The sequence below is a fragment of the Psychrobacter sp. NPDC078631 genome (genome assembly GCF_050268165.1).
Classification (GTDB): Bacteria; Pseudomonadota; Gammaproteobacteria; order Pseudomonadales; family Moraxellaceae; genus Psychrobacter.
On the sequence record NZ_JBNNGG010000004.1, the window covers coordinates 17265 to 34556 of the forward strand.

At 43.6% G+C, this 17292-nt stretch carries 15 protein-coding genes; 6 read left to right on the plus strand and 9 right to left on the minus strand.

Features of this window, described 5'->3' with window-relative positions:
• Nucleotides 1-227: 227 nt before the first annotated feature.
• Both groL and groES read right to left on the minus strand, forming a co-directional pair.
• Nucleotides 228-1877 carry a chaperonin GroEL gene (groL, locus tag ACQKCP_RS11100; RefSeq protein WP_101204842.1) on the minus strand — a complete coding sequence of 550 codons (1650 nt, stop codon included), beginning with the start codon at nt 1875-1877 and terminating at the stop codon, nt 228-230.
• 123 nt (nt 1878-2000) lie between these two features.
• Complete coding sequence (gene groES, locus ACQKCP_RS11105; protein WP_057758860.1) at nt 2001-2291, minus strand: co-chaperone GroES; 291 nt, start codon at nt 2289-2291, stop codon at nt 2001-2003.
• Nucleotides 2292-2768: 477 nt separating this feature from the next.
• Here groES and ACQKCP_RS11110 point away from each other — a divergent pair, with 477 nt between their 5' ends.
• Entirely contained in the window at nt 2769-3548 is a 780-nt protein-coding gene (locus tag ACQKCP_RS11110; protein ID WP_427612374.1) for a DUF3108 domain-containing protein, read from the plus strand.
• Between the two features lie 110 nt (nt 3549-3658).
• On the opposite strand, the gene ACQKCP_RS11115 is transcribed toward ACQKCP_RS11110, so the two are convergent.
• Entirely contained in the window at nt 3659-4108 is a 450-nt protein-coding gene (locus ACQKCP_RS11115) for a hypothetical protein (protein WP_427612375.1), read from the minus strand.
• A gap of 140 nt (nt 4109-4248) precedes the next feature.
• A complete protein-coding gene (gene wrbA, locus ACQKCP_RS11120) occupies nt 4249-4866 on the minus strand; it encodes an NAD(P)H:quinone oxidoreductase (protein ID WP_160022606.1) in 618 nt (205 codons plus the stop codon).
• A gap of 256 nt (nt 4867-5122) precedes the next feature.
• Here wrbA and ACQKCP_RS11125 point away from each other — a divergent pair, with 256 nt between their 5' ends.
• From ACQKCP_RS11125 to ACQKCP_RS11135, 3 genes are all read left to right on the plus strand, one after another.
• On the plus strand, nt 5123-6706 hold the full coding sequence (locus ACQKCP_RS11125; RefSeq protein WP_427612376.1) for a YihY/virulence factor BrkB family protein: 1584 nt from the start codon (nt 5123-5125) through the stop codon (nt 6704-6706).
• Nucleotides 6699-8315 carry a DUF2254 domain-containing protein gene (locus tag ACQKCP_RS11130; RefSeq protein ID WP_427612377.1) on the plus strand — a complete coding sequence of 539 codons (1617 nt, stop codon included), beginning with the start codon at nt 6699-6701 and terminating at the stop codon, nt 8313-8315. The genes ACQKCP_RS11125 and ACQKCP_RS11130 overlap by 8 nt, the downstream gene beginning before the upstream one ends.
• Before the next feature lie 154 nt (nt 8316-8469).
• Nucleotides 8470-9744 (plus strand): cation:proton antiporter, encoded by a 1275-nt coding sequence (locus ACQKCP_RS11135; RefSeq protein ID WP_101204848.1) that lies wholly within the window; start codon nt 8470-8472, stop codon nt 9742-9744.
• 78 nt (nt 9745-9822) lie between these two features.
• Here ACQKCP_RS11135 and ACQKCP_RS11140 read toward each other — a convergent pair whose 3' ends face one another.
• The 3 genes from ACQKCP_RS11140 to ACQKCP_RS11150 are packed head-to-tail and all read right to left on the minus strand — an operon-like array spanning nt 9823 to nt 12707.
• Nucleotides 9823-10308, minus strand: coding sequence for a DUF2127 domain-containing protein (locus ACQKCP_RS11140; protein ID WP_379544943.1), 486 nt, complete (start codon nt 10306-10308; stop codon nt 9823-9825).
• 55 nt (nt 10309-10363) lie between these two features.
• On the minus strand, nt 10364-11575 hold the full coding sequence (locus tag ACQKCP_RS11145) for a dihydroorotase (protein WP_427612378.1): 1212 nt from the start codon (nt 11573-11575) through the stop codon (nt 10364-10366).
• A gap of 58 nt (nt 11576-11633) precedes the next feature.
• A complete protein-coding gene (locus ACQKCP_RS11150) occupies nt 11634-12707 on the minus strand; it encodes an aspartate carbamoyltransferase catalytic subunit (protein WP_114701674.1) in 1074 nt (357 codons plus the stop codon).
• Nucleotides 12708-13096: 389 nt separating this feature from the next.
• Here ACQKCP_RS11150 and ACQKCP_RS11155 point away from each other — a divergent pair, with 389 nt between their 5' ends.
• A complete protein-coding gene (locus ACQKCP_RS11155) occupies nt 13097-14080 on the plus strand; it encodes a class 1 fructose-bisphosphatase (RefSeq protein ID WP_102093279.1) in 984 nt (327 codons plus the stop codon).
• A gap of 105 nt (nt 14081-14185) precedes the next feature.
• Nucleotides 14186-14980 carry a TrmH family RNA methyltransferase gene (locus tag ACQKCP_RS11160; RefSeq protein ID WP_427612379.1) on the plus strand — a complete coding sequence of 265 codons (795 nt, stop codon included), beginning with the start codon at nt 14186-14188 and terminating at the stop codon, nt 14978-14980.
• A 206-nt stretch (nt 14981-15186) separates the two neighbouring features.
• Here ACQKCP_RS11160 and ACQKCP_RS11165 read toward each other — a convergent pair whose 3' ends face one another.
• Both ACQKCP_RS11165 and ACQKCP_RS11170 read right to left on the minus strand, forming a co-directional pair.
• Entirely contained in the window at nt 15187-16119 is a 933-nt protein-coding gene (locus tag ACQKCP_RS11165) for an electron transfer flavoprotein subunit alpha/FixB family protein (RefSeq protein ID WP_057758839.1), read from the minus strand.
• Nucleotides 16120-16271: 152 nt separating this feature from the next.
• The gene (locus ACQKCP_RS11170; RefSeq protein WP_057758837.1) at nt 16272-17021 is read right to left on the minus strand and encodes an electron transfer flavoprotein subunit beta/FixA family protein; all 750 of its coding nucleotides are present in this window, start codon (nt 17019-17021) and stop codon (nt 16272-16274) included.
• Between the last annotated feature and the right edge of the window lie 271 nt (nt 17022-17292).

Consider the following 17292-nt stretch of genomic DNA (forward strand, 5'->3'; position numbering starts at 1 on the left):
TTCTATATGAATCCACTACCCTATTAGACTAGACACAAAAAAGCCCTGCTATCTTTCGATAACAGAGCTTTTAATAGTCAAATAGATTTTATGACAAAATCATACTTATAGCGAAAAGCGATTTATGAGTTGACTAAAGCCGTACGACTAGGCAACCAAGTGAAGATTGTACTGATAGTACATCGAGCGAGGTTAACAACGTCGTACAAATTTAGTCGAGGCATAAATTACATCATGCCGCCCATTCCACCCATACCGCCCATTCCAGCACCGCCGCCCATAGCAGCCATACCGTCATCACCTTGCGGTAAATCAGTGATCATAACTTCAGTCGTTAGCATTAGGCCTGCAACAGATGCAGCGTTTTCTAGTGCTGAACGAGCAACTTTAGCTGGATCAAGGATACCCATCTCTAGCATATCGCCATATTCGCCAGTCGCTGCGTTATAACCGTAGTTACCACTGCCACTCTTCACTTCGTTAACCACAACTGAAGCTTCTTCGCCAGCGTTGGTTACGATTTGACGTAGTGGTGCTTCCATCGCGCGACGTAGGATGTTCATACCAGCGTTCTGGTCGTCGTTATCACCGCGTAGTTCAGACAATGCATTCATCGCACGAACTAAGGCAACACCGCCGCCAGGTACAACGCCTTCTTCAACCGCTGCACGAGTTGCATGTAGCGCATCGTCAACACGGTCTTTCTTCTCTTTCATTTCAGTTTCAGTTGCTGCGCCGACTTTGATTACTGCTACGCCACCTGCCAGTTTAGCAACACGCTCTTGTAGCTTTTCTTTGTCATAGTCAGAAGTAGACTCTTCGATTTGACGGTTGATAGACTCAACACGGTTTTCGATGTCAGCTTTGTTGCCAGCGCCATCAACGATAACGGTGTTTTCTTTACCGACAGTCACTTTCTTAGCAGTACCAAGTTGCTCTAGGGTAGCAGTCTCTAAGCTTAGACCAATCTCTTCAGAGATTACAGTACCGCCAGTTAGCGTTGCGATGTCTTCTAGCATTGCTTTACGACGATCGCCGAAACCTGGTGCTTTAACGGCACAAGTTTTCAAGCCGCCACGCATGTTGTTTACAACTAGAGTTGCTAGTGCTTCATTTTCTACATCTTCAGCGATGATTAGCAACGGCTTGCTCTGCTGCATTACTTGCTCAAGTAATGGCACGATTTCGCGAATGTTGCTGATTTTTTTGTCAACTAGCAAGATATATGGGTTTTCAAATTCAGCAGTGAGGCTGTCTTGCTTATTAGCAAAATACGGGCTGATATAACCACGGTCAAACTGCATACCTTCTACAACTTCTAGGGTATCTTCAAAGCTTGAACCTTCTTCAACAGTGATAACGCCTTGCTTGCCTACTTTTTCCATCGCTTGCGAGATCAGCTCACCGATTTTGGTGTCTGAGTTTGCAGAGATAGAACCAACTTGAGCGATTGCTTTGTGATCGTCAGCTGGCGTTGATAGTTTATGAATTTCTTTAACCGCTTCACGTACCGCTTTGTCGATACCGCGTTTAAGATCCATTGGATTCATGCCAGCAGCAACTGACTTCATGCCTTCTTGTAGGATTGACTGAGCCAATACAGTCGCAGTTGTTGTACCATCACCAGCGACATCATTAGTGCGACTAGCTACTTCACGTACCAGCTGTGCACCCATGTTTTCAAATTTGTTTTCTAGCTCGATTTCTTTGGCAACGGATACACCATCTTTAGTGATGGTAGGTGCGCCAAATGATTTGTCGATAACAACGTTACGACCTTTAGGGCCTAATGTTACACGTACTGCGTTTGCTAGAACGTTTACACCGTCCATCATTTGTTTACGGGCATCAATGCCGAATTTTACGTCTTTTGCCATGTTAAATTACTCCACTATTATAAGTATGAGAATACAATTGATTGATTTGATAGTTGCTTATCAAAAGCGATTATTAGAAACTGCTATCAAAATGTGCTGAGTATAAAATAATACTCAAAAGGACTAGCCTTCTAACACACCCAATACATCAGACTCTTTCATAATCAATAGTTCTTCACCGTCAACCTTTACGGTTTGACCAGCATATTGACCGAACAAAACTTTGTCGCCAGCTTTTACATCTAACGCACGAGTTTCACCATTGTCACGAACTTGGCCATTACCAACTGCAAGCACTTCACCTTGTGAAGGTTTCTCTTGTGCTGAACCAGGAAGCAAGATACCACCAGCAGTCTTTGTTTCTTCTTCTATGCGGCGGACGACAATACGGTCATGTAAAGGACGAATGTTCATCGATATGACTCCAAAAGTTGGTTAATAAAATTAAGGGTTTATTTGAATTAATGGTCTCAATACCAGTGTCTATAGGAAACGCTGCCAAAAACAACGCTTTATAGATAAGCCTTGAGCTTGTAACAAAAAGTGGGGGCAAGGTGAGTTCGGTTCAAGTGTAAAGCCCAAAAATTTACAAGATTATTTTGCAAAAATTGATCAACCGACGTTTCATATAAATGAATGAGGTTTAGTAAAGCCAAGATGCTACTCAAATAAGGAACAAGAAGTAGAAATATTTAAAATATTAGCGAGCTGAATTTATATTTTGGCCAATGCCAAATCAATTATAGAAACATTTGCTACAAGCACTACACGAAGCGGTATGACACCATGCTTGAAAATGTAACAGCGTATGACCATTATAGGTCTGGTAAACATAATAAGAACGAACGAAAAAAATTGCTATAACGGCAATAAATTAATGAAGGGGTATCTATGAGTTTTTCATCAATGCACAAAGAGTCAACAAGCGACAATGTTAATAATGCTAATAACGCAAAACGTAGTCCATCTAAATTTTTATCTGCCTTAGTAACAGGAATCAGTATCTCTACCGTTGGAGCTTTGAGTATGACCACACCTACCCTTGCCAGTGCAAAAACTGTCCAACCATCAACTGCCGATTATAGTTTTACCGTTGAGGACAAATACAAAGGCACAGCAACTCGTACGCTAAGCAAATCTGGTAATACGTGGAAATATAACGTTAAGGCTCGCGTCGCTGGTGTGGCTAGCGCCTCGCAAAACAGCACTTTTACGCTTAATGGCAACAATGTCAGTCCCACGCAGGCGAGCACCACTTACAAACTACTTGGCATGGGTCGCACGCACAAACTAGACTTTAACCCAAGCAGCAAAAAAGTCACCAGTAACTATAAGGGTAAGTCGACGACTATGAATATGTCGCAACAAGCCTTTGATGATTTGAGCCTTGAGGTACAGATTCGTCAGGATTTATTAAACGGTAAATTCTCTGGTAATTATTACATGGCAAAAAAAGATAAAATCGAGAAGACGCCGTTTAAAAAATCAGGCAGTACTAAGATTACCGTACCAGCGGGTACCTTTGATACAGTACGTGTTGACCGCGTCCACGATGACGATAGCCGCTCTACTAGCTTTTGGTTAGCCCCAAGCTTGGACTATATGCCAGTTAAAGTTAGCCAAATTAACGATGGTAAGAAAATGGATTTAGAATTAACTAAGATTAACTAATCTACTTATCTTGAAAGTTATAAACAGAAAAGCGGCGCCCCAGATGGGGCGCCGCTTTTTTATGGTTTTAGATTGATAGGTATAACTTATTAGGCTTCAGGTAAACTCAATTATTGACGAGGTTTCTTCACAACGTTGTTCATCGAAGGCAGGCGTTTAAGCAGAATAAATAGCCAAACATTGATAGCAAGCAATAGTAAGAAATCCGCTAAATACACAGCGATTTCAGCCCAGCTACTGCCATATATACGAGTAAACAGCACCACGCCACTTGCACCCAAATATACTAAGGTAAACATACTGCTTATCAACAACGCATAAGGGGAACGACCGCGCAATATCCATGGCGTCAAAATCAACGCTGGCACTAGCCATAACGCCTGCCAAGCAATACCGCCAACGATATCAGGGCTACTAGGATTAAAGATACTGATAAACATAGGCAATCCGAGCAGTCTATAAACGAGCCAAATTAACCACGTAATCTTCAAGCGCTGTGCAATAGGTGCGATAGGCTTAACCGTTTTAAGAGGCTTTGTATTAGAGCGGGTTGTGGCCATTAGATATTTTGATTTCCTAAATGAATAATATACTGCTGAATATGAATAGTTAGTGCTTGCTTATAATCAAGTGGTCATAAGCATTGAATCATAGACTTTGAGACACAGACGCTTCTAGACCGCAGGTTTATAAAAGTTACTTATCGGTTCCAATTAGCCTGTGCTAATGCAGCCGCAGTAATCGCTAAACGGCGTCCCTGCGCAATACCCAAATCTCGCTCATCAGCAGATACTGGCTGATCATGCGATGCTCCGCTGACATGACTGGCACCATAAGGCGTGCCACCGCGATGAGTGCGGTTCAATGCTGGCTCTGCATAAGGCACCCCTACGATGACCATACCATGGTGCATCAACGGCAACATCATCGTCAACAATGTCGTTTCTTGGCCACCATGCATGGAACCTGTCGCGGTAAATACTGAGGCTGGTTTGTTCTGTAGGTTCCCTGCCAGCCATAAAGTCACGGTATTATCCCAAAAATACTTCATGGGTGCGGCCATATTACCAAAATGCGTTGGGCTACCAAGCGCTAGACCGCTACAGTCTTTTAGATCGTCCATCGTACAGTACAAGTCGCCTTCATCAGGTATCGCAGGCTTGCTTGACGTGGTTTCAGGTGCCACTGTCGGTACCGTACGGATACGCGCAGTCATGCCAGCATCTTCAATACCTTGAGCGATAGCATATGCTAATGTCTTAGTCGTACCGTAATTAGAATAATAAAGCACCAAAACATAAGGGTCGGTCTGACTCATTAGCAAAGCTTCCTTATAAAAACGTCAGTCGTACTGGCCACCAAAAATGCGGCGAAATATACAACTAACTGGCATTGTAGAATATGTGCACATTATGCCCGAGTCCTTCACTGTCATGCAAATAACCATGATTGATAACCTGACTTATATTGTATCTGATGTGCTACGTGGTGCATTTTGACACAATTAAACCGCAGATGATAACCGTCCATCTTTGTTACACTATTGTCACTCTTACTTTTGCTTAATGGTCGACATGGAAAAACTATCTCAAAAACTCCCGTTTTTACAACAGCACTGGTTTCAGTTCTTACGGTTTTTGACTCGGCATTTTTTTGAAGATAATTGCCAACAGAAGGCAGCTTCACTGACATACACCACTATGCTGTCGATTGTGCCTGTATTAACGGTATTACTGATGATTTTGTCATCTGTACCAGCTCTCGCATCGGTTAGAGCGCAGATTTATGACGTCATTTATAGCAATCTATTGCCGCAGTCGAGCATGCAAGTTAGTGAGTACATTAATAGCTTTGCTGAAAAGTCATCTAACCTAACCATTATCGGTGCCATGATTTTATTCTTTACGACTATCATGACCTTGACCACTATCGAGCGCGCGTTTAACCAGATTTGGCGAGTAGAAGACCGCTCTGGTGGCATCAAAAGCATGCTGCGTTATTGGACTATCGTTACCCTAGGGCCGCTGGTGTTGGGTACCGCTTTTATCGCTTCAAGTACCGTACAGAGTCTGAGCTTTCTCAATCGTCAAATTGCAGGCTACGGTATCGATTGGAGCTTTTGGGTACAAATGGCATCGATTGGTATTACGATGGCAGGCTTTATCGGTATGTACTGGTTTATTCCAAAGGCGCGCGTACCAGCAAAAAATGCAGCCATCGCTGGCGTGTTCGTGGCCATTGTCTTTGAATTGATGAAGCATCTGTTTGGTACAGTGATGGCTAACTTTACCAGCTACGAAGCGATTTATGGCGCTTTTGCTGCCTTGCCTATCTTTCTACTATGGATTTATCTGTCGTGGAATTTGATTTTATTAGGCGTTGAGATCAGCTATACCTTGACGATTTTTGAGACAGAAGAAGTCTACCCTCGTCACCCGTTACTCAGCTTGTTAGATATGTTGAACTTGGTTTATACCCACCACTTAAAAGGTGAAGCCGTTAGCGAACAAGCACTGCGCAATGTCTTAGGTCGCAAAGAGCTGCCGAAATGGTATACCTATATCAACTACCTGCAAGACAGCAATCTTATCACCATGACAGATGATGATGACTACGTACTCAAAAGAGACCTGAGTAGAATGACGTTATGGGACTTTTATCGTACCTTGCCCTACCCACTTCCTATCAAGGACGAGTTGGATGAGATGAAACTGGAAGGTCAAAAGCCTTGGCTAAGTTTACTGGTAAAACGCTTTGAGAATACTGAAGCGTACGCCAAACAGCAACTGCATCTGCCGCTAAATGCTATTTTTGCCAATAGTGAACCGCGCAAACAATCTACTAGTAAGCATGGCGATGACCGTAAACTATTTAGAAAAACCTCTGCCGCCACTGAAAATGTACAACGACATGATAATCTAGATAGACATGGTGAGAGTGCTTACAACGGTAATGATCCACATCTAGAAGCATCACCACACCTAGAGCCTATGGCTTATGACAAAGACAGTGATATTGAATATGACGATCACGACAATGAGGCCATCATACCTCTAGGGACTAGTGAGAGTCATGCTGAGACAGATATGACCAGACGTACGCATAAAAACGCTATTATTACAGAAGCAGATAACCCTAAGGCTCATCACAGTGAATAAAAATGACGGAGACAGCATCTGGACACGTACGATCAATGCAGGTCAAAACAGGCTTAAGCAGTTCACTAAGTTGTGGTCGATACAAACGCTGACCGACTTGCCTGATCGTTTAAATAACTTGTGGCAATGGCTGATTGGCTCCTACTGGTTTATTCCAACCGCTTGCGTCATTGTCGGTATTTTACTTGCTCCTTTACTAGTCGCGATTGATCAGCATTTTGATCGTGAAACGGTAAAAGAAATCTCCTTTGCCTTTACTGGTGATGACGAGGCGGCGCGCGCGATTATGACAGCCATCGCTGGTGCGGTACTGGGCGTGGCAGGTACGACGTTCTCGATTACAATCGCCGTCCTGTCGATGGCATCCTCACAGTTTGGTCCAAGACTGCTACGTAACTTTTTGACTGACACTCCAAACCAGTTTGTCCTTGGCGCTTTTATCGGTACATTTAGCTATAGTTTACTGGTACTAAAGTCTATCCATAAGTCTGACGTAGCTTTTGGTGTACCGCAATTGGCAGTAACTTTTGCCATTATCATGGCGATTATCTGTGCGCTGCTTTTAGTTTATTTTGTACAGCATATGGTGCATGCTATTCAGGCGTCACATGTCATTCAAAATGCTAGCAATGATGCAATTGCAAACATTTACTATTGGTATAACGATCGATGTGATATTCAACATCAACGCGATGCTGAGCACCATGATATCGAGCAGTTCCAAAACTGGCCTGCTATGCCGATTTATTCACCAAATTCAGGTTATCTACAGCAGATTTATCTTGAGTCATTGATTACGCTGTCACAAGATTATGGTGGCGTGGTACAAATGCATGTCAACCTTGGTAATTACGTCACTGACAAAAACGTCATTGGTTACTTTTATCAGCGACCTGCATCTCATCCAAATAACCGCCAAAGGACAGCAACCCCGCATCTGGCAGTAATACCGCGAGCGCCTGATGGACTGTTTTGGCAACGTCTTGCAGGTTGCCTACGACTTGAGCAACGATTAGCGCACTCTAACGACATCGCCTATAGCCTAGGTCAGATGACGGAGATTGCTGTACGCGCTCTATCCCCTGGTATCAATGACCCAAAGACTGCGGTCAATTGCGTTCAGTCTCTAACCAGCTGTCTGAGTATTATGATGCGTCGCCAGCCACCGAGCCCTTATCACTTTCACATACCGCAATCAGACACTAACGATAGCTCTGAAACTACTATCAAACAGAAGCGTCTGGCCATATTGGCACTAGTCACTCATATCCCAAAGATTTCTGATTTTATCAATGTATCACTCGGTGAGATACGTCGTTATGCAGCTGCTGACCTCATGGTCTTAAAAGCATTATGTCAGGCAATGGTCAATTTGAACTATGCACGGGTAAACAGCGCACAGCAGCAAACGCTATTACATGAATTGCATCTGATTCAGCGCGCTGGTGAAGAGAATTTAAATTATCAAGAATTAGTCGATGACTTGGTCGCTATGTGCGAACAAGCCAAGCAATTTATCCTTGATAACGATGCGCAACACAAGCATTTTAATTACGTGAGTGAGTTTGAAGCGGATATTCGTCAAGCGTTACAGACACAGTCTAGTTAATGATATGACCAATTAACTGTTTAAATAGATGGCAATATCAGTCTTTATAAACACATTACTTATAATCACAACCCCTATAGCCAACAACACTTATAACATCCCTATAAGCCCTGCGCTTTAGATACTTTTTATATTCATATGAGACCTACTTTTTATGGCATCTGCAACCAGTCTTACCATCCTAGAAATCAGCGCCATATTTTTGTCGATTACTGCTTCGTTAACTTATATTAATCACCGTTTTATTGGTCTGCCGACCACTATCGGTGTCATGGTCATCTCTATCTTACTGTCAATCGGTGCGATATTTTTAGGCTTCTTAGGGTTTGATCAGCTGATCGATTACGAAGTCAGCTTATTGGAGCAGCTTGATTTTACCGAAGTACTTTTAGACGGTATGCTATCGATGTTGCTATTTGCAGGCGCATTACACGTTAATATTGGTGACTTAAGACGCTACAAGTTACCTATCGGCATCCTTGCCGGACTTGGTACGATTATATCGGCGATGCTCATTGCGACTGCGATTTATTTTATGCTGCCGCTCTTCGGTTTCGGCCTGCCGTTTCTCTGGTGCCTGTTATTTGGTGCGCTTATCTCCCCTACCGATCCTATTGCTGTCATGGGTATCCTGTCGTCAGCAGGCGCTCCAAAGAGCATCGAGACCGTCATCGCTGGCGAGTCATTGTTCAATGATGGTATCGGCGTGGTTATTTTTGTCTTACTGCTAGGGATTTTATCTAGCGGTGATATTCCTACTGCCAACTATGTCGCACATACATTAGCGGTTGAAGCTGGTGGCGGCGTTGTATTCGGACTGGTACTTGGGGCGATTTTGTATTACTTGCTCAAAAGCATTGATAGCTATCAAGAAGAAGTGTTATTAACATTAGCAGGCGTCATCGGTGGCTACGCGCTAGCCAGCCATTGGCATTTATCAGGGCCACTCGCCATGGTCATGATGGGTCTGATGGTTGGTAATCGTGGTCGCGAGCTAGCCATGAGTGACAAGACACGGCACTATATTGATTTGTTCTGGGAATTGATTGACGAGATTTTAAACGCCATTTTGTTTGTGCTCATCGGTTTAGAAGTGGTGATGATTGCTTATTCAGGCAATTTATTTATAGCGAGCGGTTTGACGATTCTGATTGCGCTCGTTGCTCGATTTATCGTGGTAGGCATGACGACCAAAACCTTTCACCGTCAGCTTGATTTGCCTACGGGCGCATGGAAAGTTCTGACTTGGGGCGGTTTACGCGGAGGTATCTCAGTCGCGTTAGTATTACAGCTACCAATCGGGGCTGAACGAGAGATTTTATTGGCACTCACTTATGCGGTGGTGATTTTCTCTATCTTGGTGCAAGGTCTGAGCGTTGGAAAAGTCGCTAAAAGCATTCGTACGGATGAAAAAACAGTAGACGTATAGACTAAAAATATAGCAGGCACAAAAAATCCAGCATCAGATACTTGTCTTATGCTGGATTTTTTAACTTAAATTTAAACGTTATATCAAGCCCTTTCGTTTCATATTACGATAAACCACAATAATAATGAGCAGATTAGAAACCAGTATCCCAAGCTTAAACCAGTCAAATGGGCTAACGATCAGATAATAAATTTCTATAGGAATAAATACCCCGTAGCCTAATACCCCAAACCAATACGCCCATGTTTTGTCATGCCATAAGCCATAGGCTTCGAGGAAACGCAAACTGGCATAAGCAAATATCAATAATAAAAACATCGGCCAGTTTTTACTTGCCTGCTGAGCAATACGTACGGCACTGTCTATTTGCGGGGCAAGCATATGCCCGAAGCTGCGCTGCCAAGTAACCGTTGCCGTCGTCAGCCAATGCTCAAGATTGGTATGCCACCACCATAATGCCCCTGCTCCTAGTAACGCACCAACACCTTTCACCACCTCATAAATGGCCACTGCTTTGATAGACTCACTCGCCGTACTGCGCGATTTTTCTTGTTGACCATTCATAGCAACCCCTTTATCCTTCGAGGGTGGCGGCAGACGGTCATCCTGTCGGGGCAAATTAGCCAAAAAATGTCTCCACAACACGTCCTTGCAACTGCTGATTAAAAAACGGCGTGTTCTTACCACTCGATAGCATAGATTGCGCGGTTACTTGCCACTCAAGATTAGGATCGACCAACACTGCACCGCCGATAGCTTCATACTGCTCGCTAATACCTGCGATTTTTGCAGGATTCAGGCAAATTTTATCTACTAATTGCGAGAGTGTTAATACCTCATCATTTACCAGCTGACAAGCCAGCGCCATAAACGTATCGAAGTTTGAGATACCTGGTGTACTTTCAGCAAACGGTGCTTTTTTGGCCGTACTGTTTAATGGTTCATGATGACTACAAATGGCATCGATAGTGCCATCTTTTAAGCCACGGCGGATTGCCTGCTGATCAGTATTACTACGCAGTGGTGGCAACACATACGCCTGAGCATTGAAGCCTTCCAAGTTATCATCGGTTAAGTAAAGCTGATGCATCGCAACATCACACGTAACAGGCAGACCTTTGTCTTTTGCCCAGCGCATGAGCTCAATCGAAGACTTACATGATAACTGACTAAAATGAGCAGCGATTCCGGTCTCTTCAACCATCAGTAGCTGCGTAGACAATGCAACCGTTTCCGCAATCCAAGGAATCCCTTGCAGACCATGATAAGAAGCAATATAGCCCTCATGTGCAACCCCATCTCCAGACAGGCTTGCCTCATCAGGATAAAAGAACACCTTCATACCAAAGGTCGCTGCATATTCTAGGGTACGTAACAGCACCAAATCATTGCGAAACGGTCTACGCGCATTGGATACTGCGATACAGCCGCCCTTTTTAAGCCCTGCAATGTTAGACGGTCGTTCGCCCTCTAACCCTGTGGTCAATGCACCCAAAATATGTAAGTAAATCCCGCCATCACTTAAGGCACGCTCACGCAAGCCCTTTAAAAGTGAACCATTTTCTAAAATAGGATTGGTATCAGGAGGTGTGACTACATGCAAAAATCCATTACCACGAGCTGCGCTGCCTTCTGATTTTAGCGTGCCGTGTTGCTGCTGGCCTGGCTCACGCAAGCGCGCGCATAGATCTACTAGTGGTGGCAATAACCACATCTCACGGTCAGAATCGAGTGTAGACAGTTTTTCTGTTGCAGTTTGCGGCAATGCATCTTTAAATACTTTTGGTAAATGGTCAAGAATGGGTGCATCCGTATTAAGCATGGTAGACATAACGTTATTACCGTATCAATAAAATGAAATAAATGAGAATAAGTCGCTCGGCAGCCTGTTACTTGCCAGCCGCTTGATGAGCACGTTGACCTTCCATCGCAAGCGATAAGACCGCCATGCGAATGGCAATACCGTTATTTACTTGCTTTAAGATAACGGATTGTGCGCCATCAGCCACACTAGAGGCAATCTCAACACCGCGATTCATCGGCCCCGGATGCATCACCAGTGCATCAGGCTTGGCAAGAGCTACTCGCTCTGGCGTGATTCCATAATGCTTGTAATATTCACTTGATGAAGCCAATAGCGGCGAACCGATACGCTCATTTTGTATTCTTAATCCCATGATCACATCGCAGTCAGTGACACACTCATCCATGTTTTCATATACTTGTACACCGAAACGCTCAATACCTTTGGGCAGTAAAGTGCGCGGCGCACAAACACGGATGTCTGTCACACCTAGTGTTTGCAGTGCACTGATATCAGAGCGTGCCACGCGTGAATGCTTAATATCACCAACGATCGCGATAGACAGCTCTTCAAATGGGCGCGGAGCTTCACGGTGAATGGTCAACATGTCGAGCATTCCTTGAGTAGGATGCGCATGCCAGCCATCACCGCCATTAATGATAGCGATATCAGGCGTCACTTCTGTCGCCATAAAATGCGCGGCACCTGATGCTGAATGGCGTACCACAAAAATATCTGCCGTCATCGCCTGTAGATTCCACAGCGTATCGCGCAGACTCTCGCCTTTTTTAGTACTAGAACGTTCGATATCGATATTGAGTACATTGGCACCCAAGCGTTTTTCGGCGACCTCGAATGTCGTCCGGGTACGCGTCGATGGTTCAAAGAACAAATTCATGACCGTATAGCCGTCTAACTCAGGACGATTGATTAGCTGTCCATTTTCATCAAAAAAAGTCTCTGCTTTTGCGATAATTGCTTTGAGCTGTGCTTTATTAAGACCTTCAACACCTAAGAAATGCCTGATACTGCCATCGGTATTGAGCTGCGGACGACTTAGTGACGTATTGAGCCTTTGATGAATCGTATTGGGATCAAATTTTGCATAATCAGTCGGTGAGACTGGTTGTGTAGCGCTACTATCGATAGAATTTGACATAATGGCGAGTCTTTATTGTGGGTTTATATGAGTCTATAGTAATCACTTATTCATCTTTGTTCGATCATTTATCACTGATAGGCATAGATACAAAGGACATTTTGACGCTTATTTGCTACAATTTACCGTAATCAAATTCGACCGAAAAATAGCCTCAGCAGACAATCAGAAAGCGTGAGTAGACATGCTGTACTCTCATAGAGAATAATTCTGACAAAACTATAAATGAATAACAATAGATATAGTGTAGCCGATTTTGTGGTCGGGACAAAGATGCCGTATTAGCTATTTAAGAATTTACCTATTTCAGGTGTGCTAAATGCCTCCTACTTCTTTACTTTGACACCTATCCATTCTTTTACTTTCCATACCCTTTATTAGGAAGCCTTATGACGACCTTAGCAGACTATCTAAACCAACATGCCACTAGCCCTGCACTTAACGACGTGATTACCACCGTCACTGATGTCGGCAAGACAATTTCACAATTGCTCAGAAAAGGTGCTTTAGCAGACATTTTGGGCGAAGCTGGTAATCAAAACGTCCAAGGCGAAGATCAGAAAAAACTAGATGTACTGGCTAATGACTTATTGCTAGATGCATTGGCAAAAAATACACATTGTGCCGGTGTTGCGTCAGAAGAGCTCGATGATGCCACCCCTGCTAATGACGATGGTAGCCTATTGGTACTATTTGACCCATTAGACGGCTCATCAAATATCGACATCAATATGGCAGTGGGTACGATTTTTTCTATCTTACCGTATGAGCGCCAAGGTCAAACCAGTGAAAATAGCGACTATTTGCAAGCAGGCAATAAACAGCTAGCAGCCGGTTATCTGCTATATGGTACCTCTACTGTCCTAGCGCTAACCATCGCTGATAAAGTCGTGATGTTTAGCCTAGATCCAGAGACTTCTGACTATGTGCTAATAGAAGACAACGTGCAAATCGATGCCGATACCAGCGAGTATGCTATCAATAGCTCAAATTATCGCTACTGGCGTGCACCGATGCAACAGTACATTGATGAGTTAATCGCTGGCGAGACAGGTGTACGTGGACGCGATTTCAATACGCGTTGGGTAGCTGCCATGGTTGGTGACGTTCATCGCATCTTATGCCGAGGTGGTCTGTTCACCTATCCGTTTGATACCAAATATGCTCATAAAGCGGGTAAACTACGCTTGATGTATGAAGCCAACCCAATGAGCCTATTGATTGAACGTGCAGGTGGCGGTGCGACAGACGCCGTCAATCGTATCCTGGATATCGAACCGACTGATATTCATCAGCGTGTTCCTGTGGTACTCGGTAGCAAAAACGAAGTCAATTACGTGAAAGACTTACACGTAAATTATTCTGAAAAATAATTGATTGACGCACCTGTTAAGAGTAGCCAACATAATGCTAAATCAATAATAGGCATTATGCTGGTTATTTAAACAACTCCTTTACTCTTCTCTAAGCGATCCACTATGGTATTAAATCCCACCGAGCTGATTACCTCAGATAAGAACACAACAGTGAAGCTTGTAAAAGCACTGTTGTCCCAAGCACGCCAGCGTAAAAAGAACGGTCAGACAGTCATAGAAGGCGTCCATTTGATAGATGCTGCGCTACGTAGTGACTATCCTTTCGCTCAGATACTATTGTCTGAGTCAGCGCATAACCATCCTGAAGTTCAACAGGTATTGACTCGCCTGCCCACTTATACGCTTATTCTTGCTTTGTCAGACGCACTCTATGAGAGTATTCGTAGCTTGGGTACTGGCATCGATATCATGGCGATAATCAAAGTACCAACGCCTAGTCTATCGATGATCGATGAAGACTGCTTAATCTTGAACGACGTGCAGGATAGTGGGAATGTTGGTACGCTACTACGCACAGCAGCAGCCGTTGGTATCCGAAACATCCTATGCACCAGTGCGACCGCTCAAGCGTGGTCTCCCAAGACGCTACGAGCAGGTATGGGGGCACAGTTTGCGCTGACTATTTATGAAGACTTGAGTACGCAAGATATTTTGGATCACGTACAAGTGCCGCTTTTGGCGACTAGCTCACATACAGATACTATCATCTACGAGCACGATTTATCTGCGCCTGTGGCATGGATTATGGGTCATGAAGGTCAAGGCGTTAGCGATGAGCTAATGCAATGTGCCACGCCAATAGCCTTACCGCAGCCAAATGGTCAAGAGAGCTTAAATGTAGCGATTGCAGGGTCTTTATGTCTGTATGAAACCTTACGCCAAAGACGATACTCTTAGTCTCCATTTGTAATTGCTATTAAAACCCTATCTATCAAGCATAAAAAAACCCACTATCAATTGATAGTGGGTTTTTTATTATCTGTCTACTACTGATATAGTTAAAGAAGTCTAAAACGGATACAAGGCAACCAACTGCAGATTATACAAGTAGTACATCTAAGGAAGGTAACGCTGTAGCCGTTTAGTAGTTCTGTGACTATATATTAAACCTTGCTAGTTAGCTCAGGTAATGCTTCGAACAAATCAGCTTCTAAGAAGTAATCAGCAACGCTAGCGATAGGTGCTTCTGGATCATTGTTGATAGCAACGATGACTTTAGAATCTTTCATACCAGCCAAATGCTGAATTGCACCCGAGATACCAGCTGCGATATATAGCTGCGGTGCAACGATTTTACCCGTTTGACCGACCTGCATATCGTTTGGTACATATCCTGCATCAACAGCAGCACGTGATGCACCAACAGCAGCGCCTAGCTTGTCAGCCAATGGCTCAATATACTTGGTGAAGTTTTCACCGTTTGCCAATGCACGACCACCAGAAACAACGATACCAGCTGAGGTCAATTCTGGACGATCAGACTTAGCCATTTCTTCGTTAACGAAGCTAGCTTTACCAGTTTCTTGTACGTTATCGATAGTTTCAACAGTAGCTGAACCGCCTTCGCTTGCCACTGGGTCAAACGCAGTAGTACGTACTGTTAGTACGACTTTATCTTCTGTCGTTTTGACTGTCGCTGTTGCATTACCTGCATAGATAGGGCGCTCAAACGTTTGCGCATCTACCACACCGGAGATTTCAGACAACATGCTGACGTCAAGTAACGCAGCAACGCGTGGCATAAAGTTTTTACCAGTCGTGGTCGCAGCCGCTAGAATATGGCTGTAATCACCAGCGATATCAGCAACCAACAGCGCCACGTTACCTGCCAATTGATGCTCATAAGCAGCATTGTCAGCCAATAGTACTTTAGTCACGCCTTCTGCTTTTGCCGCTTCATCAGCTACAGCTTGGCTACCACTACCAGCAACCAATACATGGATATCATCACCCATTTGTTTAGCAGCAGCGATCGTGTTTAAAGTTGCCTTTTTTAGACTGGCATTGTCATGTTCTGCATATACCAAAATTGCCATGGTTTTAATCCTTTATATATTCGTATTATCTATTCATGCGGTTGTTTGTGTACAAAGCTGCTTGAGCAACTATCGTTTAATCTAAGATAAAGCAGTCAAACTCATAGCCTTGTACAGGATATGCCGTAGCGAAGTATCCAATCATTAAAACATTAAATGACTTTTGCTTCGTTTCTTAGCTTATCGACCAACTCATCAACTGACCCTACTGTAATACCAGCTTTACGGTCAGCAGGTGGCACGACTTTAATAATTTCTTGCTTAGATGTCATATCAACACCGAAATCTGCTGGCGTTTTCTCATCAAGTGGCTTTTTCTTCGCTTTCATGATGTTAGGCAATTTAGCATAACGTGGCTCATTCAAACGTAGATCAGTCGTGATAACCGCCGGCAAATCAAGAGCAACAGTTTGTAGGCCACCATCGATTTCGCGCGTTACGTTTACTTTGTCGCCTTCAACTTTTACTTCTGATGCAAATGTACCCTGACCGATACCCATCAATGCCGCTAGCATCTGACCAGTTTGGTTGTTGTCATCATCAATCGCTTGCTTACCTAATAAGATAATATCAGTGCTTTCAGCTTCAGCAATACTTTTTAGAATCTTAGCAACTTGTAGTGGATATGGTTTTTCGTCACTTACGACTAACACACCACGGTCTGCACCTAGCGCTAGGGCTGCACGAATCTGCTCTTGTGACTCTTTTGGACCGATTGAAGCAACAATGATCTCATCAATGACGCCAGCTTCTTTCAGACGAACCGCTTCTTCTACTGCGATTTCATCAAAAGGGTTGATTGACATTTTAGTGTTTGATAAGTCAACGCCAGAGTTGTCGGCTTTTACACGAACTTTTACGTTATAATCAATGACACGCTTGACCGCTACTAATGCTTTCATACGTTCCTCGTTTATTAATGTTATGAGTTAAAAATTGTCAGTTAAGAACCAAAGGTTCGTTGTGGTTCAAATTGTCGTTCAAAATACTGCTCAAGGTTATTATTACATCAACAGAATATTGTTAACTAAGAAAGATGAGCCAATATCTAAGAGCATATTAGCATTGTATCTCTTACTAATGAAATCTGCTAAAGCTAAGCCAACCGTTATTATCAGACCTATGTATCTTGCGTCAGCAGGCAGATAAGGTCAAGACAACGCCGTGAATAAT